The organism is Chitinibacter bivalviorum, from assembly GCF_013403565.1.
Taxonomy (GTDB): domain Bacteria; phylum Pseudomonadota; class Gammaproteobacteria; order Burkholderiales; family Chitinibacteraceae; genus Chitinibacter; species Chitinibacter bivalviorum.
Map to the genome: position 1 here is coordinate 2811166 of NZ_CP058627.1, position 19769 is coordinate 2830934.

Genomic DNA, 19769 nt, shown 5'->3' on the forward strand with positions numbered 1-19769 from the left:
CTTAATGGTTGCATCTTATCTAATTACTGCATCCATTCTTACTTATTGCTCGTGTTTCATAAATCTTGTAAAAAACAATTTTGGCGGCAAGATCAATTGCTCTCTAAACGATTTGTCCGCCGTTGCTGTGCGAGTTTTAACTAATTCGGATTTTTGTTCTTTGAGCAAATGGAAGCCGGGCAATTTACCGATTCTATCAAGTATGAATTGCATTTTGCTCTTGCTGTGCTGGTGAGACTTAATCGTATTGACTAATAGTCCATAGGTTTTTTCATTCAATTGCCAGCTATAGCTGTATTTATTATCAGATGACCTATAATATTTTCTAAGTTCATACCTGCCGAACGCATTTAGTCTTTTAATTGGATATAGAAACTCCTCCTTCCATATACCAATTTCTTTGTTGCCACCACTAACCAATATTATCCATTTTGCTTTTGGCATATTGGCGGTCTTAACGAATGCCAGCCATGTGCCAGCAATTCCTAATTTCTTATTTCTGCATTTTTGTACATGACTGGCACAGCAGCTAAATTTTTCATGCATCTTGATCATGAACGCATTAATTTTTTCTTCGTCTATTTCGCCCTCTATAAAATGTGAATAACCTCTTGATGCCTGTAGTTGAATTGCTTGCAAGAATACGGCTACTGATCTGAATATTTTTGGCTGATATGTGGTTTTTTGCTCCATGTGACTCCTCCTTATTTGATGAAAATTAGTATATGTGTGATTTCACCAAATAATCGAACTCACGCATAAAAATAATGCGAAATTTCACAACTGATAAGAACACCATAATAATGTTACATAGAATCAGGAGATTGAATTTCATTGTCTATACTATTTGCCACTAAATGAAAGCTAACATCGAAGTAAATCCTGATTTGCCAAATCGGGATTAAGTAATTGACTTAGCCAGTCAATGAAAATTCTCTTGCCGAAGCGTAGTGCATCTAATAGTGCTCGCTACGCTACGACCGGCGCTGGACGGCTGAAATGCTGTCTTTCGACCGAATACACATGAATGTTGGGCGACGAGGAAACGGCTGCTCTGGTGACAGATGCAGACCTGATAAGGTATGAAACTCCGTGAAGTCGGAGCTGTGGGGCCTTGGGAAACTGGGCAACGCATGCGGCACGTGTGGGCTGATGAGCTGCGAGTAATCGTAGAGGGTTCGGAGGTGAAAACTGGAAGAATCGGCACTTCGAGAAATTGAAGGTCTCTGGATAGCTTAAGCATGAAGTTGCACCCTTCGAGGGTGCATTGCCGAGACTATGATTGCGTTTAAGGAAATGGTGTTGAAGTCAACAGATGAGTAAGGGAGCCGTTCGTAACATTGGGCCTCTGAAATACGCAGAGTGTGTGAGTCACACTAATTTGTTGATGGAGCCAGACGCTAAATAGTCGCATGTAGTCTTTATCTAACTCGGGAGCCTCCTAGCTTGCGCTGGACACTGGTTGGCACCAGTGAATGCAAGAAGGAGGGGGAGAATTTTTGAGTACCGTTCATTGTGATATGAATATTGTTTGTGCAACTTTCACAAGTGCAAACAAGATACCTGCGACGCAGGATTACAACTTGGCCGTTGTAGTGGGAAAGAAAATGGCAAGAGAGAATCGATGTTCTGTTGTACGGAAAAATTGCTTGGCGGTAGTTTTTCTTAATTTGATAGCGTGGTAGCTATCAAATAGTTTGCAAGTAATGGCATGGCAACTTTAAAGCCCGAGGAATTCCTCGGGCTTTATTCAATTGTTGCGGAACATTTTGATGTACTTATTGACTCAATGGAGAAGCAAGAGAAGTAAGTGCCGCAGCGCACAGCCGTCAATCCAGCTCAAACGCAAAACTACTGCACACCAGAACTAGACCCTCTAGATTAGCTTTTTATCAACAAAGCCAACAAAAACCATCCAAATAGCTGACGCTAAGTTTGCAAATGGTTATGATTCTGCAATCAGACAATCGGTAGCAGTATTCGACGCAAATCAGCCAAAAGACAACCCGCAAACTTAATAACTATCGTGCTATGTATATAGGATAATACTACGGTATTACTTTCTACATCATGCAGCAACGTACTGCTAGGAGTAGCGTAAATCATGGAGTTAGTAAAAGGAGTAATTGAGGAGGAGCAAATTAGAATGAAACTTAAAAAATTTAGCCCTCAAGGTCCAGATGACACCCTAACAGAAGAATTAGTAATCGCGTTATGTGCGCCCGTTGGATCACCACTGGATAATGTCTCAGATACACTCAGCAAATTTTTAGCAGGCTATGGTTATCACAAACCAACTAAAATAAAAATTAGCGATTATATCAAGCAAGAATGCGGGATTGAAGTTAAAAACCCACCAACCATTGAATGCAAACTAAAATTAATTGAAGCAGGCAATAAATTAAGGCAGGAAAATGGACACGACTATCTGGCAAAGAAAGTTGTGTCACAAATATTACGAGAGCGATTAATTAACGCAAAGAAGAATCTAAGAAAAGAAAACCCTTCACTCACAGAAGAGTCCTTAGAAAACGCTGAAGACATTGAAATAAAAGACGCACTTCAAGCAGAAATAAATAGAAGCAGAAGACATTGCTACATCATTAACTCAATAAAAAATGAAGGTGAATTAAAGCTATTACGAAAGGTTTATGGTGATTCTTTTTTTCAGATTGGAATTGTCTGTCCAATAGAGCAAAGAAAGCTAACACTTACAAAAAACAAAGACGACAAAGATTTAAATAAGATAATTGACATTGATTCAGGCGAAGAGATCAATAACGGCCAACAAATGCATAAGGTATTTCAAGCATCCGATTATTTCATTCGCATGGAAACCGAGGCAACACTTGATGCTAAAATCTCTAGATTTCTAACCTTATTATTCGAGGAGAGAATTAGCACTCCAACTGTTGCTGAAAATGCAATGTTTGCAGCTACATCAGCGGCTAAAAATTCTGCATGTATGTCACGTCAGGTTGGTGCAGCTATTGCTGATAAAAATGGTGAAATTATATCTACAGGCTGGAATGACGTACCAAGACGGACAAAATCTGCTGATATTCTAAACACATGGGACAATCGTTGCCACAGTCACCCTACTGGAGCAGGTTTTTGTAGAAATGATTTACACAAGAATATGCTGAAGGATGAAATTGAAAAATCAATTAAAGGTTGGTTGGTTAGCGCTGCTGCTTATATTGATGCACAAGATAATTCAGGGTCCGCATCTGTTGATTTGATTAACAAAATTCTTGCAAATAAAAGCATAACTTTAGATAAGATTCTATCAAAAACGAAGGTTAAAGATTTAATAGAGTTTTCACGTGCCGTTCACGCAGAAATGCATGCGATCATCCGTGCATCTGGAACAGGTAGAGATCTACAAGATAGCGTGTTATACTGCACGACGTACCCTTGTCACAACTGTGCTAAACACATAATTGCATCAGGGGTATCTGAAGTTTATTATATGGAACCATATAAAAAATCATTAGCTATTGACCTTCATGATGACTCCCTCGTAGAGAGCGCTACAGAAGATCGTAAACTTGTGGCATTAATGCCATATGAAGGAGTTGCACCATCTAGGTTTTATTTCTTTTTTGGAATGAAAAGAAAAAGGAAAGATAGTGAAGGTAAATATCTAAAAATTGATGAAATCACTTCAGCAAAACCAAAGACAGAAACAAATATGGAATCGATACCTGCACTTGAAACAATAATTTTAAAATCAGAAAGCAGGCTAGATTTTGAAAAATCGAAAACTTGGAGTAACGATCATGGAAAAGGAGTATCAGCAGCTAATTCTTGATTTTGGCAAAGATTTCTCCGAAAACCAAGAGCAAGAATTAATCAAAAACTTTAAGACTGTAGACAAAAATGAATTAAAAAAACCAACAAATGTTATTTTTTTATTTGAAAAGATATCAGAGCAAAAAAGAATAAATAATCGTAAAGAGATTGAAGAAATCTCAAGATTAGCAATTGAAATTATTGATAAATATAATTAACACCCAATAAGAAGCCCCGCTATGCGGGGCTTCTTACATTAACGTATCGCCCGATAACCAACTCCCATCAACCACTCACGCCACATACCCCACACACCACACAATCCCACTCAGCCTAAGCCAGCAATACTCCACCCCATCGCAATTGAGCGTCGCGAACAACAATCAAGCAAAAAAACCATTCTGGGCATTATCAAACTCAATATAGGTACTGATACAGATGCACTTGTTAGTAAAACTCAACAGCGGGCGGCAGCTCGGGCACCGCGCAGCACGTTAAGGCGTATTCAACGTAAAGCGGTGATTAGGCCTTACGCCGCACTGAGGTGATTATTCTTAAGCCGGGTCAATCATTTCCCTTCAATAAAATCCGCATCAATTACTTAGCTTGGCGCAAAACACGCTCAACACCTGCGCACTACAATCAATACATTCCATCCTGCTGGCGACGGCCACCATGTCCAATCTCATCACCGATCTCGAATCTGCCATCACCTCCGCCACCGGCGCGGTGTTTCACGTGAAGCAACAACGCAGCGTGGGTGGGGGCTGTATTAATGAGGCGTTTGTGATCAGCGATCGCGCCGACTCAACGCGGCAGTATTTTGTGAAAACCAATCGCGCGGCTTTGCATCACATGTTTGTTGCTGAGGCGGCGGGGCTGGTGGCGCTGGGGGAGGGAATGCGTGTGCCGCAGCCGATTGCGGATGGGGTGAGTGGCGCGCAGGCTTGGCTGGTACTCGAATATTTGCCGATGGCCGGCTCGCCCGATCCAGAGTCTATGGGGGCGGCTTTGGCGCGGGTACATCGCATTACGCCGACGGGTTTGACGAAGGGCTCGCCGCGCTTTGGTTGGGATATTGATAACACCATCGGCAGCACGCCGCAAAGTAATCGCTGGAATCAGAGTTGGATAGATTTCTGGCGTGATGAACGACTGCTGCCGCAATTCAAATTGGCGCGACACAATGGCTGTGATTTTGGCGCTGCGGGCGCTAAGTTGCTCGATAAATTGCCCGAGTTTTTCCGCGATTACACGCCGCAACCGAGCTTGCTGCATGGTGATTTGTGGGGCGGGAATGCGGCGGGGCTGGCCGATGGTACGCCGGTGATTTTTGACCCCGCCTGCTACTTTGGCGATCGCGAGTGCGATTTGGCAATGACCGAGTTATTCGGCGGTTTCGGGCCGCGCTTTATGGCGGCCTATCACGCGGCGTGGCCGATTGATGCGGGCTACGCGCAGCGCAAGACGCTGTATAACCTGTATCACATTATCAATCATGTGAATTTATTCGGCAGCGGCTACGAAGGCCAAGCGCGGCAGATGATTGCCACTTTGCTGCGCGCTTGACCTGTCGCTAGGGATTAGACGCTGGCGGCGGTGAAGCGCTGTTGAATGTGTTTTGGCGTTTCGATTTCATCGACAATCGCCACCGCCAAGTCGGCCACCGAAATACCCGCTGGCTGCTCACCAGCAAATAGCACGTCATCACCGCCTACGCGATATTGGCCTGTGCGCTCGCCGGGGGCGAGGAACACCGGTGGCGAAACAAAACGCCATTTCAGGCTGCTCTCGGCGCGCAGCAGATTCAGCGCTTCGCGTGCGCCCAGTGCGCCTTCTTTCCATTCAGCAGGGAAATCAGGCGTGTCGATCAGTTGCAATCCCGGCGCGATATACAGGCTACCCGCACCGCCGACTTCCAGAAAATCAGCCACGCCAGCGGCTTTCACACCCGCCACGATGGCGTTGTGGCCTTGCAAAAATAGCGCTTGAATATCGGGCTTGCCCCAGCCGGGGTTAAAGGCCGAAATCACAGCATCGTGGCCCGCCACAGCGGCGGCGATGTCGGCGGCGTCATAGGCATTGCTGGCGCGGGCGGTGACATTGGCCAGCGCTGGCACTTTGGCAATATTGCTGACCACGGCAGTGACTTGGTGGCCGCGATTGGCGAGCTCTTGCAAGATGGCTGAGCCGACAAAACCAGTTGCACCGATCAGAGCGATTTTCATGATGTATTCCTTTGCAGTAATAAATGATTTGAAAGTGGGTTCATCATAATTGCTTGCAATCAGGCTGATAATCCGCCAAAAATGGCATTCATTGTTTAGTAAAACTTAACAGTAGGTACAAGATGGATGCGTTGCGGCGAATGGCGATTTTTGCGCGGGTGGTGGAATTAGGCTCGATGAATGCCGCAGCCAAGGCGCTGGGCATGACGCCGTCGGCAGTCAGCCAGCATTTGAGCAAGCTCGAAGCGCAGCATAATGTGACCTTGCTGCACCGTACGACGCGCAAGCTGACGCTCACCGAGGCGGGCGCGGTGTTTTATCAGGGCTGCGCCGATATGCTGGCGGCGGCGCAATTGGCCGAGCAGCGCATTACCGAGCTGCGCGATGCGCCAGTGGGCGAGCTGCGGCTCTCGGCACCGACAGGTTTTGCGGGCCCCTTGATTAGTCAGGCGCTAGCGCCGCTACTCAAAGCGCACCCGCAACTGTCGCTGCGGCTGTTTTTTCACGATGAAATGATCGATCTGGTGGGTAATCGGATTGATCTGGCGCTGCGCGCGGGCGAGCTAAAAGACTCTAGCCTCGTCGCACGGCATCTGGCCGATTGGCCCAATGTACTGGTCGCAGCGCCGCAATTTCTGGCGCGCATCGCGCCGATTGCGCACCCATCGCAATTGGCCGAGCAGCAATGGATAGGCATTGAGGCGGGGCGGAGTGATTTTGTATTTATCCACCCCAATGGCGAGCGTTGCCAGCCAACGATCACGCCGCGCATTGTGAGTAATAATATTGTCTCGGCCCGCGAATTTGTCTTGGCGGGAATGGGGCTAGCGATCCAGCCTGAGCCCGAAGTACGCACAGCGATCAATGACGGCCGACTGATGGTGGTGTTACCCGAATGGCGCTTACCCAGTATCGCGATCTACGCCGTCACCCCCCGCCGCGAAGCGCAACCGGCCAAGGTACGCTACGCGATCGAGGCGCTGAAAGCACAGCTGGCGCTGTAAAGCGGCGCGCGCTGTCGCAATCAGCTGCATCATAAAACGTCAGCACTATTGACCAATGGCACGCGAGTCGATGCGGCGTTCAGCGCGATTAGATGGATCATCTCGCTGACCGTCGTGCAGCAATCAGCCAGAATCGACACGGTATATTTTTCGGCGGCTTTCGAGATGGCCGTATGGGTGACGCAGTTTTGCGTCATCATGCCGCAGACCAATAGCTCGGTAATGCCCAGCTCTTGCAGCGTCGCCTCCAGATTGGTGTGGTGAAACCCATCAGCGTAGGCTTTAATCACGACGGGCGCATCGGGCGCGGCGGCCAATACCCGCTGATGTATCTCTGCACCAACGCTGTCTTTATTAAAGAAGGGAGCAATACCCCTAGTTGGATCGGCAATGTGCTGAATATGAATAATCGGCGTACCCGCCGCTTTGGCCTTGGCCATCGCCTGCTCGATATTCAGCAAAGTGGCGTCGGTATTCCACTGCGGAAATGCGCCGCCAGGGAAATAATCATTCTGCAAATCAATCACTAACAAGGCACGTTGGCTTGGCTGAGTCATGGTCATGCTCCGAACTGGGTGGGTGAGCAATGATTATCTGGCGGCAGGTAAAACCCCCACAGTGGCCTGATTGCCAAAATACGCTAAGATTGGGCCAATCCATTGTCATGGTTTGCCGATATGCTCAACTCTCCGCTGCCCATCGTTGCCGTCGTTGCATTTGATCAGATTAGCCCCTTCCATTTATCGGTGCCGTGCGTGGTATTTGGCGAAAATCACCCCGGCGCCCCGCGTTTTGATTTGCGCGTGTGCGCCATCGATCCACCACCATTGCGCACCTCGGCAGGCTTTACGGTTGGCAATGTGTATGATCTGACCACGCTAGAGCAGGCCGATCTGATCATTATCCCCAGCTGGCGCAATCCCGCCGAACAAGCACCCCAAGCCTTACTCGACGCACTTGTGGTTGCCGCGCAGCGCGGTGCGCATTTGGTGGGCTTGTGCTTGGGTGCGTATGTGCTGGCCGAGGCGGGGCTGCTCGACGGTCGAAAGGCGACGACGCATTGGGCGTTTGCCGATGATTTTGCGCGACGTTTTCCGCAGGTCAGGCTCGATGCCGACGTGTTGTATCTCGATGATGGCCGCATCCATACTTCGGCGGGCACGGCAGCGGGGCTCGATTGCTGCTTGCACTTGCTCCGCAGCCAATATGGCGTGAGCGCTGCCAACGCTGTCGCGCGTCGACTCGTGGTGCCGCCGCACCGGCAAGGCGGGCAAAGTCAGTTTATTCAGCAACCGCTGCCCAGCACGGCGCGCGATTCACGGCTGGCCGAGCTGATTGAATGGGTGCGATTAAATCTGGCGCAGCCACACACGCTCGATAGCCTCGCAGCCAAAGCAATCATGAGTCGGCGCACCTTTACACGGCATTTTCAACAGCTTTATGGCCTCAGCGTAGGGCAATGGCTAATCAACGAGCGATTGGCGCTGACGCAAAGCCTGCTCGAAGGCAGCGATTTGAATATTGAGCAAATCAGCGAGCAAGCCGGCTTTGGCTCGCCAGTCTCGCTGCGACACCATTTCAGGCAGCAATTCGGGGTATCGCCGCAAGTTTGGCGGCAGACATTTCGCGGTACTACCTAGCAGTAAAACTAGGGCCAAAATGGCTAATCTGGGCCTATTTTTTATCCACAAATTTATCCACAATCTAAGTAGCCTTAACCTCCCGAACCAGCCCAATGGCGCATGCCTAATTTCCATTGCCAGTGCAGCGCATACAGCGAGCCAGCGGCGATCAGGCCCATGAGCGCAATCGTGCTCCAGACATTCGCGTCGCGCAGTAAGGCCAGCGTTGGCCACCAGACGATGCCGCCCAGTGGCAAAGCCATAAAGGCGTAGCGCGTGAGCTTGGGGAAAATTTCTAGCGGGTAGCGCGACATATCGGTCAGCTTGCCCATCATGACTTGCATCGCAAAAGATTCGCCCAACCAGAAACAGCAGGATACCGCCATCATATTGACCGATAGCAACACAATTGCCGCAAATGGCACCATGATGATGAATTTTAGCCAAAACATACCGTCACTCAGATACGGCGTATTCCACAGCCCAAAGATGCAATAGGCGAGGCCAGTAAACAGGCAAATAAAGCCCTGGGGGTGAAATTTTTCCAGCATCAGCAGCAATAGCGGATGGCCGGGGCGGGTATAAAAACGCGTGAAATTGCCGTTCTTGAGCCAGATCTCCACCCAGTACATCGAATTAAAACAGCTACTTTGCGGGGCAAAAATCGTGAACATAAAGCCCTGCATAAAGATCAATTCGCCCCGACTCCAGCCCATTACCGTGCCAGAAGCTCCGAGCATAAAGTACACCGTCAGCATGCTGGCAAGTGAAGTTGAGATCACGCCAAGCATAATCAGCCCGAAATCCGCGCGATTTTCCAATTTTGCCGCTGCGTCGGCGCGCGCCATACGCAGGTAGGCGGTGGCAAAAGTCATACTACCCTTCCTGTGGATAAGTTTGTGGGCAAGTTATTAACAAGCTGTGAGCCTAGTGTGAGTGTGGCCTGTATAAGTCGTGGGTATGTCGGTATAAATCATTTCAAATGGGCGTCTGGGTAAAATCAATTCCACTCGGATTTTCGCGCACCATCATGCGCTCTGGTGCTGGGAATACCTGAAATCCAAATTGCTCATACAAGCCGTGTGCATTGCCAGTCAGTAAAAAGCAGCGGGATACACCTGCTAGTATTGGGCTAGACAGCAGTTCAGAAATGATTTTCTTTGATATACCCCCGCCTCGATAGGCTTCATCAACATACACATCGGCCAGATAGGCAAAGCGCACCGTGTCGCTGATTACCCGTGCATAGCCCACTTGCTGCCCGTCGACGAATGCACCAATCACCACCGTAGAAGCACGTGCGGCTTGCTCAACGTAATGCTGGCTAATGCCCGGCGACCAATACGAGCCGGCCAACCACGCCGTAATGCGCGGCCAGTCCATCGTGGATAAGTCAGTGCTCAATGTCAGTGCAGGTGCGTTCATTTCATTGTTCATTGCCAATTCCGTTCTTCGGGCCTAGCGCCCAGACGCTTATTCCACGGGCTATGCACTAACCCGCCGCCAGATTTCATATTCGACGCGCTCACCGGCCGCATTAAAGCGCTCGTTATGCCATTCATCACCGGCAATCCGATAAGTAAAGGTAAACTCCGCGCCGTTCATTTCCCCCCACGAAGCCAAGGCGGGCGTTTCGGTATAACTCGTTTGATCAAAACGATAGCCACCGCTGGCCGCCGAATAAAAAGCGCCGCGCAGCAGCGTGACAAAGCTAAAGCTCTGCGCCGAAATCACTTTGCGCGATTGCAGCTCATTCATGTTGTACGGCTTGATCGCCTCGCCCGGCTCGGCAATTTCGCCAGACACTAACTGCCATGCACCAATAAATGGATTGCTATTCATGTGTAAATTCTTCCAATCAAAAATGACTTAAGCCCCGAAAATCACCAGCTTGCGTTGAATCATTCGACTCGCCCATTGTGCACAGATGACAAACACCAGCGCCCATACGGCTTGAATGAATAGCGGTGTGATCTCGCTACTTTGCCCGGTGAGATAGGCGACCGGCGTATTGAAAAAATGCGCGAAGGGTAGCCAATGCAAGATGGTTTGCACGCCAGCTGGCAGAAAAGCGAGCGGAATCAGCGCACCGCCGAGAAACTGCACCACGACATCCTTGCTGGCAGTAATGCCCCATAAATCGGTGGCGATGAAACCCGCGAGACCGACGACAAAGTCGATACAAAACAGCAGGACGAAGGACAAGGCAATTGACGCAAGTGCCAGCAGCCACGAGCTAGGGCTCAAACGCAAACCAGCCCACAGCAAAAACACGCCAAAGGCGGGCAGAAAATAGGCGGCTTGCGCCAACACGCGCCCCAAGGATAGCGCGGCGTGCCGTAGCGGCAGCGAGATGGGTTGCGTCAAGGCAGTTGCCACTTCGCCCGAGCGGATTTCTCGCGCCAAACGCCAATCACCAAAGGCCTGCATCATGGCAAACAAGGTCTGCGCGGTAACTACGTGCAATAGCGCCGACGAAAAACTCATCCCCGCGCGGGTCGGGTCACCGGCGTACAGCGCTTGCCACAGGTAGTACAGCAGCCACATGCCGAGCAGATAACCCAGGGTGAGTATGGCTCTGCCGCGCTTATCTGTTGCGACGATGCGGGCATTACCCCATGCCAATGCAGCACAGGCTTTCAATCTATGCTTCATACCGTGGCATCCTCCGCTGCATCGGCGCGCAGATTTTTGCCGATATAAAAGCCGTGCAGCAGGTCTTCAAAGCTTTGCTCCACTGGCTTGATTTCATGCACAGTAAATGGGGCAAGCGTCTTGACCAAATCAGCAAAGGGCAAAGCGTCGTCTTGACGCGCGATTTCTAGCCAGTCGCCATTGCTGCGCACCGGCAGGGCAGCAGGGTGAGCGGCGAGCACTTCATTCGCCGCAGCGTGTTGGCTGGCATCGACTCGCGCCGCCCACCAGCGCCCGTCGCCGGCGTGAGCACGAAAATCGCTCAAACTACCGTCAAAACGCAGCGTTCCATGGTCGATCAGCAGCAAACGTCGGGTAAGTCGCTCAATATCACCGACATCGTGCGAGGTAATCAACACCGTCGTACCCGCTTCCTGATTGAGTTTACGGATCAGTGCGCGCATACGCGATTTCATTTCCAGATCGAGCCCAATCGTCGGCTCATCGAGGAAAACGACTTCGGGCGCATGCAAAAAAGCGGCTGCGATTTCGCATAACATGCGCTGACCCAAGCTCAGGGTACGCGCAGGTCTATCCCAAAATTCATCCATCCCGCCATCGGCGCGAAATAGTTTGAGCTGGTGCTGGTACACGGCGTCGGGCACGTCAAACAGCGCCTGCAAGATGGCAAACGAGTCGCGTACCGGCAGGTCTTGCCACAACTGCGAACGTTGACCAAACACCACGCCTATCCGTTTGACGTATTGCTGGCGCTGCCGCATCGGGTCAAAGCCCGCTACGGTGACGCGCCCACTTGATGGCGCCAAGATGCCCGTGAGCATTTTGATCGTCGTCGATTTCCCCGCACCATTAGGGCCAACCAGCGCGACACATTCGCCGCGCGCAATCTCAAAATTGACGCCGCTGACAGATTTGTTTTCATCGTATTGGGTACGAATCAACTGCGTAAAACGCTCACCCCACGTTTTGGCTGGGCGCGGTGTTTTATAAATACGGCTGAGATTTTCGGCTTGAATTAACATTCTTTATCCTGAGAGCATTGCTGCGAGCTTTGCGCCATCATCGCGCCAAACTCAGCAAACGATTTGTCCAAAATTGCTAAATTGGCAAACTTCGCGTTAAACCATGCTTCGTCGTACCAAGCCAGATTGCGGCTGTGTTTGGCATCGTCCCATAAGGAAAAAAACCAGCGTCGCGCGGCAAAACCTTCGGGGGCGGCGTGGTGCTGTAAATAGGTTTCCAGCAATTGCAATTCGGGCGCAACATCGGCGAGGTGGAAAATATCTTGCTCGCGGTGGCGAAAGGCCACATCACACGGGTCGAGCGCCGCCAATAATTCGCCAGTATGTTCATCAAACAGAAAATTGCCCGCGTGCGGATCATCATGCACCAAGCTCGACGGCATACCCGCCAGTGGCGCCAGCAAGCGCGAGCGCTCTTGCCAGAGCCGCTGGTACGCAGCTTTTTGCTGCGGCGTGAAAGGCGAAGCGGGGCTCTGCACATAGTCATGCAGCGGCAGCGTCCACGCCTCAAAGGCGGCGATCAAATCAGCGCTAAATTGCCCGTCGGGTAGCTCAAAGCCGCGCGCATCGCTGACCGCGTGCCAAGCCAGTAACACTGCCACGACTTGCTCGGCGGTGAGCTGCGGCTTGGCCCAAGGCTTGGCGACATGCCACGGCGCGACACCGGGTAGGCGATTGAGCATCAATAGGTCAACTATCTTGCCATTGAGCTCAATCTGGCTTTGCAACAAGATTTGCGGCATCGCCGCCGGGCTATGTGGCTGTAAGCGAGCGAGCCCGATCACTTCCCGCGCAGCGCGACCCGCTTGCCAACCCAGCTTAACGACCACATCGCCAGCCTCACCACTGAGAATGACCGCATGGCCATAAAAGGCGGCGATTTCTTGCACCAACTGCGCGGTTTGGCCGAAATGCGCCTGATAACAGGCGAGGGCGGTTTGGGCGTAGACAGATAATGCGGCTGGGGACACTTCTGCTGAAGACGTATTTTCTGACATTTGCTTACCAATTGCTGAATTTATGCCTTCATTTAATCAGCTTGCATACCCAGTTGGAATGTCCGAAGATGTCGCTTCATTTGTCCAAAAATCACATCAACTCATCATGGCGCTAATCTATTACGAACGATTTGATTGCGATGACGACGGCGAAAATCGCCTGGTGGGCGCGCATGTATTTCACAAAGCGTCACACCCGCCAATGCGGGAGCGTGGTTTGTTTATGTGCGGCATCTCCGAGGCGCGGGGTAAAAGCGAAATTGAGCGCATTGACGCCAATTTTCATGTCCTGCTGTTTTGCTTGGGCGGAACGGGAGAGCTGTTTGAAGGCGAAACAACATGGCCGTTTCACGCCGGGCAAATGGCCTTTCAACCCGCGCGCGGGCAGCGCGGCTTTCGCCGGACGGGCACTGCGCCGCTGCAAATTGCATGGTTGCTGCTCTATAACGACGTGCGCTGGGCGCACCTGATCCAGCCGCATTGCTATGTGAAAGACAGTGATGCGGGCTGGGAAATACACGATGCCCTCTCCCTGTATCAGCGTGAAGCCCAACGTCAAAATGATGGACAGAGCTATACCCTAGTGATGCCCGCCTTGGAAATGTTGAGTTTGCAATTGGAGCGCGCACTGGGATCGGCCGATACGAGCTTGGGCTGGCCGCAGCAATTACATGCTTTATTTGCCGAGGTCGCGAAAGCGCCCGAACGGGAATGGCCAGTCGAGCAATTGGCGCAACAATTGCAAATCACCGCCGCGCACTTGCATCGCTTGTGTTTAACGCACCTGGGCATGGCGCCAGGGCAGCGGGTGTTTGCACTGCGCATGCAGCATGCACGCGCTTTATTGGTCGAAGGTTTTCCAGTCGGGCAGGTGGCTAGCAAGGTGGGCTATCAGGAAGTGGCCAGTTTTTCGCGGCGTTTTCGCCAACACTTTGGCGTGCCGCCGAGCAAGATCAATAAATTACCCTAGCCACGTATAGCGATATAGCTCTTTTACAGAAAAGGGTTGAAGCCAATACATCAAGAAAGTATTTGACGCAGCTTGGCCAATTTTTTCAGCTCCTGCCGAGCAAATTCTAAAACCGCATCTTCATCGATCGTTTCACCCGTGGGTAAGCGACTTAAATCCAGCCCCAGCTTGGCTGCCAGCGTGGCGGCAGCGGGCTGCACCTGCAATGTGCTCGTCGCAGCCTGTGGCTGGGCGGCGGCAGGCGCTTCAGCGGCGCTCGGCTCGTTCACCGCCAGCTCGGGCTCAACGAGCCAAGTGCTCCCAGTGGGCTTTTCGATAATTTCCATTTGCAGCAGCAAATCACCCGTCGTCACGAAATCGCCATACTCAACCATCAGACTGGCAATTTGCCCCGCATCAGGCGCCAAAATGGGCCACTCCTGATCGGAGAGCAAGAGCGTGAGCAATAGGGTATCGGCCTCGACGTGCTGGCCCGGTTTCACGTGAAACAGCAGCACTTGTGCCGCATCGGGTAATTCCGGGGCACATATCAGATGGGTGGTGTAGTCAATTGTCATTATTTACTATGATTCTGGGCTGCCTACCTTGATATTTGCCAATACCCAATGCTGCATTGCAAATTAAACTATGCTGCATAAATTGGCGCTGCTGCTGCGTGTTTGTGCAGTAGAGCCCCTAGTATCGATTAAACGAAGCGCGGCAGGCAAGCAGTATGCGCTGTGATTATCCAACACGGAGTTTTGATATGAGTGATCTGGTCTTAGTAATTAATGCAGGTTCGTCGAGCATCAAGTTTTCTTTGTTTGAAACCGCTGCTGAAGGCGACCCGCAAGTACTATTCAAAGGCCAGATGGAAGGCCTCTACGTTGAGCCCAAATTCAGCGCGAAAGACGCAAACGATGAAAAAGTAGCGAACGAAACGCTACCGGCCGATGTGCCAAAAAACCACGACTATGCTTTGCGTCATATGCTGGCTTGGTTGCAAGCGCGTTTGGGCGGCCGTGAGATTAAAGTCGTTGGTCACCGTGTCGTGCATGGCGGCACCAAATACTCGAAACCTGAATTGGTAACGCCAGATTTAATCGCTGGCTTGGAAGCGCTGATTCCACTCGCGCCATTGCATGAGCCACACAATATTGCACCGATCAAAATCTTGCAGGACATCTTGCCAAACGCACCGCAAGTCACTTGTTTTGATACCGCCTTTCACACGACTCAGCCTGATTTGAATCAGCTGTTTGCGCTGCCGTATGAATTTGCGCAAAAAGAAGGCATCCGTCGCTATGGTTTCCACGGCCTGTCTTACGAATACATCGCCAGCGTCTTGCCTGCGATTGATACCCGCGCCGCGGAAGGTCGCACTGTGGTTGCCCACTTGGGTAACGGCTCTTCAATGGCTGCTTTGTTGGGCGGCGTCTGCCAAGCCACCACGATGGGCTTTACTGCGCTGGAAGGCCTGCCGATGGGCACGCGGTGCGGTAGCATCGACGGCGGCGTATTGCTGCACCTGATGAACCATCTGAAAATGGATGCGAAGCAAATCGAAACGCTGCTGTACAAAGAATCTGGCCTCTTAGGTTTGTCAGGCGGTATTTCTAGCGATATGCGCGATTTGCAATCATCTGATCAGCCTTTGGCGAAATTTGCGATTGATTACTTTGCGCGCCGTATCGTTCGCGAAACGGCGTCTTTGGCCGCTGCGATTGGCGGTATCGATTGCCTGGTCTTCACCGCAGGGATCGGCGAAAACGACGCTCTGACTCGCGCCAATGTTTGTCATCAATTACGTTGGTTAGGCGTTGAAATTGACGAAGCGGCCAATGAAGTACGCTCAGGCGAGCCACGTCGCATTAGCTTGGCCGACAGCAAAGTGGCGGTGTATGTGATTCCAACGAACGAAGAGCTGATGATTGCCCGCCAAGCGCTGGCCACAATCTAAGCCTCACACTGCAAAAAACCGCTGCTCGATCACACGATCGACAGCGGTTTTTTTTGTGTATTTATATTCAATTCATGCCACTTTAATAGAACGCATGAAAAATGCCCTATCCAGAGATGTTACTGCTAGCATTAGGGCACTCGTCATTACCTTGGGTTCACCATGCAAGAACAGGATGTCATTATTGATCTGGCGCTCGAACCGCGCAGCGTACCGGCTTCACGCGGTTGGGACTGGATCGTGCAGGCTTTTCAACTCTTTCGCCAAGCGCCAACCGCCTGGGTGGGCATTAGTGCGACCTTTGTCGCCGTGATGCTGGTCATGAGCCTGATCCCTGTCCTTGGCGGCTTTATTAGCACCTTGCTAGGTCCAGTATTGCTCGGTGGCATGATGGTCGCCGCACAGAGCACGGCGCAAGGCCAAAAGCCTTTGCTGATGGATTTATTTGTTGGCTTTAAACTGCGCACAATAGACCTAATCAAAGTCGGCGCATTTTATATGCTAGGCACCATGGTGCTGATTTTGTTGTTCTCCACCTTGCTGGTTGTCCTGCAGTATTTCGGGATGAATACCGAGCTACCTAAAGAAATCGAATCGCTCGATCAAATCAGTCATTTATGGCCATTAGGCTTGTTGATGTTGCTGTGTTTTTCGATTGTCTACAGCACCTACTTTTTTGCCCCGATGCTGGTGATTTTGACCGGAATGAATGCCCCCGATGCCATGAAAATGTCGTTTCTGGCCTTTTGGCGTAATTGGCCTGCGATTATGTTAATGGGGCTCATTGGCGGCGTCTTGATGATCTTGGCGGCCTTGCCCTATTTCCTTGGTCTGATCGTGGCGCTACCAGTGGCCTTGATCACCAGCTATGTTTGTTACGCCGATGTATTTCCAACACCTAGCCCATCTTCAGGAGATCCGCAGTGAACGAAAGCCCATTCAAAGGTAAAACCGGTATAAAACGCATTTTTAATGCTTTGGGCTATTCCATTGATGGCTTGGTGGCCGGCTGGAAAAACGAAGCCGCTTTTCGCCAAGTTTTGTTATTAGCGCTGGTCGGTATTCCAATTGCATTGATTTTACCCATGCCAATGTGGGGCCACGCCGTGCTGGTCGGTAGCCATTTAGGCTGCGTGATTGTCGAGCTACTCAATTCAGCCATTGAAGCGGCGGTTGATCACACCTCGCTAGAAAAACACCATTTAGCCAAACGGGCGAAAGATTTGGGCAGCGCAGCGCAATTGATTGGCCTCACCAACCTCACCATCATGTGGGCGCTGGTTTTACTAGCTCGCTAAGTACGGATTTAGCACATAAAAAAACGGGCCATCAGGCCCGTTTTTCGTTCGCGCTGCCGTTACATCAATGGCGGCGAATGTCGTCTTCAATATCGGCCAATAAGATTTTTAGCGCCGAATCAGAAACCATCACTTCCAGCAAACACAGCACCAGCGAGCCCACCATCAGGACGAGGCTACCAATAAACAAAATCTTGGCCCAGTCCGTGTGAGATATTGAAATCAACACCATAGACACAATGCACAACAACAAACTACTAATGCCAAATGCCTGCATATAGCGAATCAGCCAGACACGCATTTTCAGGTTGCCTAGCTGACGCAGGATATTTTCATGGGGATTGGCACGATGGTGTTCGTAGAGCTGGCGAATAATGCCCGAAATCGCCAAAAAGCGATTGGTGTACGCCAACATCAACAAGGAAATAGCAGGAAACAGCAGGGATGGTGTGTTGATACTGAAATTATCCATCATGGCCTTTCTTAAATTCTTTAATCACATGCTGCTGCCGACGACTCACTGGCAAACGCTCGGGTACATCACGCAAAATCACGACCCAATGCGAATCACCACCATTAATCATGGCGCGCTCGAATCCAGCAATACTATCGCGTGAAACCAAACAATTGCGGTGAATTCGCACAAACTTTGATCCAAATTCATCTTCTAGCTTAGTCAGTGAATCTTCCAGTAAATATTCACGATCATGTGTACGCAGGGTGATGTATTTTTGCTCGGCTTTCAAAAAGCGCGCTTCTGCAACGGGGATTAAATGGACGCGACCGCGTTCAGACACGCTGAAATGGGTACGTGCGCCGTCATGCTCATGATTGGCATTGCTACTGGTATTTTGTCCGTGATGCAGCTCCTGCGCACGGCGCAAAGCGGTCACGAGGCGTTCATGACGAATCGGTTTGAGCAAATAATCGATCGCCCGCACATCAAACGCAGCCACGCCATAATCTTCAAATGCAGTGGCAAAAATCACCGCTGGTGGACGAGAGAGATTGAGTAATTTTCGAGCCACCTCAATCCCGCTCATTTGCGGCATTTGAATATCCAAAATCACCACATCGATTTCATGTTCAGCAATTTGCGGCAATGCCGTCATCCCATTGGTGGCAGTACCAACAATGGTATGTGGACATTCTTCCGCACAATCGGCGAGCAGATCTTGCAGGCGCATCAGTGCGGGTAGTTCGTCATCAACTAAAAATAGGCGCAACGCTTTGTTCATTGTTTAGCTCCCGATAAGGCAGCACGATATGTATTTGATAATAGTCATTTCCACGCTGAATGCTGAGATTTGCCTCGGCATCAAAATATAACAACAACCTTTCTCGCACATTATCTTGGGCCATACCATTGCCGATTCTCTGTACACCTTCATGCACAATTGGATTTCGGATATCAATATGCACTTCGTTTCGCACCCGAAATGCATTGACCTGAATCGTGCCCGTATTGATGCTGGGCTCAATACCATGGTAGACGGCATTTTCAAGAAGTGGCTGTAAAATCAACGGTGGTATCGATGCTTTGCTCGGCATATTATCGATATGCCATTCCACATGCAGCCGATCACCCAGCCTGGCTTTCTCGATTTCTAAATAGCCACGCGCAAGCTCTACTTCACGCTCCAAGGTTGAAAGAGAAGTTTGATTTCCCATCGCAACCCGGAATAATTCAGACAGATTTTGCAACAACTGCTCGGCTAATTTAGGCTGACTACGAATTAAAGATAGCACTGCATTCAAACTATTAAAGAAAAAATGCGGCCTAATTCGAGCTTGCAGCGCAACTAATCGAGCTTCTGCCAAACGCGGCGATAAAGTTCTGAGCCACATCTGGTAATGCCACAACATAAATGCGGTCACCATCATCGCGACAGTGACCATCTGCATTAAATTAACCTGCAGCGTATCGAGCAGAATTTTCCCCATGCCCTGATAGACCAAAACAGTCCAGCACAGCACCAGACCATAAATCACCAATACACTGCGTGCGTAAGGCCATTTGGCTAATTGCGGCGCCAACAAGGCCAGCAAACCCATCGCGCCCATTAATATCGGTTCAACCCAGAAAGCCACATCCGTCAGCTGAGCAGCCCATTCAGCCCATGAATTCATCGCGGCAAATACATAGAGCAGCATGCCTAAATGCACCAATACCAAGGCGCGAAAAATAACGCCGAGATTGCGAAAATCCGGCGTGATTGGCGCGTTTTGTTCCATATT

Annotated in this window: 22 protein-coding genes; 9 read left to right on the top strand and 13 right to left on the bottom strand. The window is 50.4% G+C overall.

Annotated elements, in window-relative coordinates; all coding sequences use genetic code 11:
- Positions 1-42: 42 nt before the first annotated feature.
- On the bottom strand, positions 43-693 hold the full coding sequence (locus HQ393_RS13360; RefSeq protein ID WP_179354934.1) for a hypothetical protein: 651 nt from the start codon (positions 691-693) through the stop codon (positions 43-45).
- Between the two features lie 1411 nt (positions 694-2104).
- Between HQ393_RS13360 and HQ393_RS13365 the strand changes: the two genes are divergently transcribed.
- The 3 genes from HQ393_RS13365 (at position 2105) to HQ393_RS13375 (ending at position 5364) form a co-directional block, all read left to right on the top strand.
- A complete protein-coding gene (locus tag HQ393_RS13365; RefSeq protein ID WP_179355647.1) occupies positions 2105-3814 on the top strand; it encodes an anti-phage dCTP deaminase in 1710 nt (569 codons plus the stop codon).
- Positions 3783-4013, top strand: coding sequence for a hypothetical protein (locus HQ393_RS13370; protein WP_179355648.1), 231 nt, complete (start codon positions 3783-3785; stop codon positions 4011-4013). The genes HQ393_RS13365 and HQ393_RS13370 overlap by 32 nt, the downstream gene beginning before the upstream one ends.
- A gap of 457 nt (positions 4014-4470) precedes the next feature.
- Complete coding sequence (locus HQ393_RS13375; protein ID WP_179355649.1) at positions 4471-5364, top strand: fructosamine kinase family protein; 894 nt, start codon at positions 4471-4473, stop codon at positions 5362-5364.
- A gap of 14 nt (positions 5365-5378) precedes the next feature.
- On the opposite strand, the gene HQ393_RS13380 is transcribed toward HQ393_RS13375, so the two are convergent.
- On the bottom strand, positions 5379-6023 hold the full coding sequence (locus HQ393_RS13380; RefSeq protein WP_179355650.1) for an NAD(P)-dependent oxidoreductase: 645 nt from the start codon (positions 6021-6023) through the stop codon (positions 5379-5381).
- A 122-nt stretch (positions 6024-6145) separates the two neighbouring features.
- Between HQ393_RS13380 and HQ393_RS13385 the strand changes: the two genes are divergently transcribed.
- Positions 6146-7027: a LysR family transcriptional regulator gene (locus HQ393_RS13385; protein WP_179355651.1), complete on the top strand. Its 882-nt coding sequence runs from the start codon at positions 6146-6148 to the stop codon at positions 7025-7027.
- 29 nt (positions 7028-7056) lie between these two features.
- Here HQ393_RS13385 and HQ393_RS13390 read toward each other — a convergent pair whose 3' ends face one another.
- Positions 7057-7584 (bottom strand): cysteine hydrolase family protein, encoded by a 528-nt coding sequence (locus tag HQ393_RS13390; RefSeq protein WP_179355652.1) that lies wholly within the window; start codon positions 7582-7584, stop codon positions 7057-7059.
- 120 nt (positions 7585-7704) lie between these two features.
- On the opposite strand from HQ393_RS13390, the gene HQ393_RS13395 reads away from it, so the two are divergent.
- Positions 7705-8667, top strand: a complete 963-nt coding sequence (locus HQ393_RS13395; RefSeq protein WP_179355653.1) for a helix-turn-helix domain-containing protein — start codon at positions 7705-7707, stop codon at positions 8665-8667.
- A 74-nt stretch (positions 8668-8741) separates the two neighbouring features.
- Here the strand turns inward: HQ393_RS13395 and HQ393_RS13400 are convergent, their stop codons facing one another.
- The 6 genes from HQ393_RS13400 to HQ393_RS13425 all read right to left on the bottom strand — a co-directional run bounded on the left by HQ393_RS13400 (position 8742) and on the right by HQ393_RS13425 (position 13324).
- A complete protein-coding gene (locus HQ393_RS13400; RefSeq protein ID WP_179355654.1) occupies positions 8742-9524 on the bottom strand; it encodes an ABC-2 family transporter protein in 783 nt (260 codons plus the stop codon).
- Positions 9525-9627: 103 nt separating this feature from the next.
- A complete protein-coding gene (locus HQ393_RS13405; RefSeq protein WP_179355655.1) occupies positions 9628-10086 on the bottom strand; it encodes a GNAT family N-acetyltransferase in 459 nt (152 codons plus the stop codon).
- 48 nt (positions 10087-10134) lie between these two features.
- On the bottom strand, positions 10135-10491 hold the full coding sequence (locus tag HQ393_RS13410; RefSeq protein WP_179355656.1) for a hypothetical protein: 357 nt from the start codon (positions 10489-10491) through the stop codon (positions 10135-10137).
- Positions 10492-10518: 27 nt separating this feature from the next.
- Positions 10519-11304, bottom strand: coding sequence for an ABC transporter permease (locus HQ393_RS13415; protein ID WP_179355657.1), 786 nt, complete (start codon positions 11302-11304; stop codon positions 10519-10521).
- Positions 11301-12326: an ABC transporter ATP-binding protein gene (locus HQ393_RS13420; RefSeq protein WP_179355658.1), complete on the bottom strand. Its 1026-nt coding sequence runs from the start codon at positions 12324-12326 to the stop codon at positions 11301-11303. Before HQ393_RS13420 ends, HQ393_RS13415 begins: the two co-directional genes overlap by 4 nt.
- Positions 12320-13324: a phosphotransferase gene (locus tag HQ393_RS13425; protein WP_179355659.1), complete on the bottom strand. Its 1005-nt coding sequence runs from the start codon at positions 13322-13324 to the stop codon at positions 12320-12322. The genes HQ393_RS13420 and HQ393_RS13425 overlap by 7 nt, the downstream gene beginning before the upstream one ends.
- 58 nt (positions 13325-13382) lie before the next feature.
- On the opposite strand from HQ393_RS13425, the gene HQ393_RS13430 reads away from it, so the two are divergent.
- Complete coding sequence (locus HQ393_RS13430; RefSeq protein WP_179355660.1) at positions 13383-14294, top strand: helix-turn-helix transcriptional regulator; 912 nt, start codon at positions 13383-13385, stop codon at positions 14292-14294.
- Positions 14295-14344: 50 nt separating this feature from the next.
- Here HQ393_RS13430 and HQ393_RS13435 read toward each other — a convergent pair whose 3' ends face one another.
- A complete protein-coding gene (locus HQ393_RS13435) occupies positions 14345-14851 on the bottom strand; it encodes a biotin/lipoyl-containing protein (RefSeq protein ID WP_179355661.1) in 507 nt (168 codons plus the stop codon).
- 188 nt (positions 14852-15039) lie between these two features.
- Between HQ393_RS13435 and HQ393_RS13440 the strand changes: the two genes are divergently transcribed.
- From HQ393_RS13440 to HQ393_RS13450, 3 genes are all read left to right on the top strand, one after another.
- The gene (locus HQ393_RS13440) at positions 15040-16233 is read left to right on the top strand and encodes an acetate/propionate family kinase (protein ID WP_179355662.1); all 1194 of its coding nucleotides are present in this window, start codon (positions 15040-15042) and stop codon (positions 16231-16233) included.
- A 162-nt stretch (positions 16234-16395) separates the two neighbouring features.
- Entirely contained in the window at positions 16396-17160 is a 765-nt protein-coding gene (locus tag HQ393_RS13445; RefSeq protein ID WP_179355663.1) for a BPSS1780 family membrane protein, read from the top strand.
- A complete protein-coding gene (locus HQ393_RS13450; RefSeq protein ID WP_246307893.1) occupies positions 17157-17531 on the top strand; it encodes a diacylglycerol kinase in 375 nt (124 codons plus the stop codon). Before HQ393_RS13445 ends, HQ393_RS13450 begins: the two co-directional genes overlap by 4 nt.
- A gap of 64 nt (positions 17532-17595) precedes the next feature.
- Here HQ393_RS13450 and HQ393_RS13455 read toward each other — a convergent pair whose 3' ends face one another.
- Genes HQ393_RS13455 through HQ393_RS13465 form a run of 3 tightly spaced genes read right to left on the bottom strand, consistent with a single transcriptional unit; the run spans position 17596 to position 19766 of the window.
- The gene (locus HQ393_RS13455) at positions 17596-18006 is read right to left on the bottom strand and encodes a DUF2721 domain-containing protein (protein ID WP_246307894.1); all 411 of its coding nucleotides are present in this window, start codon (positions 18004-18006) and stop codon (positions 17596-17598) included.
- Positions 17996-18769, bottom strand: coding sequence for a LytR/AlgR family response regulator transcription factor (locus HQ393_RS13460; RefSeq protein WP_179355664.1), 774 nt, complete (start codon positions 18767-18769; stop codon positions 17996-17998). The genes HQ393_RS13455 and HQ393_RS13460 overlap by 11 nt, the downstream gene beginning before the upstream one ends.
- Positions 18738-19766, bottom strand: coding sequence for a sensor histidine kinase (locus HQ393_RS13465; protein ID WP_179355665.1), 1029 nt, complete (start codon positions 19764-19766; stop codon positions 18738-18740). Before HQ393_RS13465 ends, HQ393_RS13460 begins: the two co-directional genes overlap by 32 nt.
- Positions 19767-19769: the final 3 nt, after the last annotated feature.

What these genes read in the sequence shown, in the direction of transcription:
- HQ393_RS13405 (WP_179355655.1), bottom strand. Translation starts at nt 10,086, where the DNA reads ATGAACAATGAAATGAACGCACCTGCACTGACATTGAGCACTGACTTA.
- HQ393_RS13430 (WP_179355660.1), top strand. Translation starts at nt 13,383, where the DNA reads ATGTCCGAAGATGTCGCTTCATTTGTCCAAAAATCACATCAACTCATC.
- HQ393_RS13410 (WP_179355656.1), bottom strand. Translation starts at nt 10,491, where the DNA reads ATGAATAGCAATCCATTTATTGGTGCATGGCAGTTAGTGTCTGGCGAA.
- HQ393_RS13440 (WP_179355662.1), top strand. Translation starts at nt 15,040, where the DNA reads ATGAGTGATCTGGTCTTAGTAATTAATGCAGGTTCGTCGAGCATCAAG.
- HQ393_RS13425 (WP_179355659.1), bottom strand. Translation starts at nt 13,324, where the DNA reads ATGTCAGAAAATACGTCTTCAGCAGAAGTGTCCCCAGCCGCATTATCT.
- HQ393_RS13360 (WP_179354934.1), bottom strand. Translation starts at nt 693, where the DNA reads ATGGAGCAAAAAACCACATATCAGCCAAAAATATTCAGATCAGTAGCC.
- HQ393_RS13400 (WP_179355654.1), bottom strand. Translation starts at nt 9,524, where the DNA reads ATGACTTTTGCCACCGCCTACCTGCGTATGGCGCGCGCCGACGCAGCG.
- HQ393_RS13435 (WP_179355661.1), bottom strand. Translation starts at nt 14,851, where the DNA reads ATGACAATTGACTACACCACCCATCTGATATGTGCCCCGGAATTACCC.
- HQ393_RS13415 (WP_179355657.1), bottom strand. Translation starts at nt 11,304, where the DNA reads ATGAAGCATAGATTGAAAGCCTGTGCTGCATTGGCATGGGGTAATGCC.
- HQ393_RS13420 (WP_179355658.1), bottom strand. Translation starts at nt 12,326, where the DNA reads ATGTTAATTCAAGCCGAAAATCTCAGCCGTATTTATAAAACACCGCGC.
- HQ393_RS13465 (WP_179355665.1), bottom strand. Translation starts at nt 19,766, where the DNA reads ATGGAACAAAACGCGCCAATCACGCCGGATTTTCGCAATCTCGGCGTT.
- HQ393_RS13390 (WP_179355652.1), bottom strand. Translation starts at nt 7,584, where the DNA reads ATGACTCAGCCAAGCCAACGTGCCTTGTTAGTGATTGATTTGCAGAAT.
- HQ393_RS13395 (WP_179355653.1), top strand. Translation starts at nt 7,705, where the DNA reads ATGCTCAACTCTCCGCTGCCCATCGTTGCCGTCGTTGCATTTGATCAG.
- HQ393_RS13370 (WP_179355648.1), top strand. Translation starts at nt 3,783, where the DNA reads ATGGAAAAGGAGTATCAGCAGCTAATTCTTGATTTTGGCAAAGATTTC.
- HQ393_RS13445 (WP_179355663.1), top strand. Translation starts at nt 16,396, where the DNA reads ATGCAAGAACAGGATGTCATTATTGATCTGGCGCTCGAACCGCGCAGC.
- HQ393_RS13460 (WP_179355664.1), bottom strand. Translation starts at nt 18,769, where the DNA reads ATGAACAAAGCGTTGCGCCTATTTTTAGTTGATGACGAACTACCCGCA.
- HQ393_RS13380 (WP_179355650.1), bottom strand. Translation starts at nt 6,023, where the DNA reads ATGAAAATCGCTCTGATCGGTGCAACTGGTTTTGTCGGCTCAGCCATC.
- HQ393_RS13455 (WP_246307894.1), bottom strand. Translation starts at nt 18,006, where the DNA reads ATGATGGATAATTTCAGTATCAACACACCATCCCTGCTGTTTCCTGCT.
- HQ393_RS13385 (WP_179355651.1), top strand. Translation starts at nt 6,146, where the DNA reads ATGGATGCGTTGCGGCGAATGGCGATTTTTGCGCGGGTGGTGGAATTA.
- HQ393_RS13365 (WP_179355647.1), top strand. Translation starts at nt 2,105, where the DNA reads ATGGAGTTAGTAAAAGGAGTAATTGAGGAGGAGCAAATTAGAATGAAA.
- HQ393_RS13375 (WP_179355649.1), top strand. Translation starts at nt 4,471, where the DNA reads ATGTCCAATCTCATCACCGATCTCGAATCTGCCATCACCTCCGCCACC.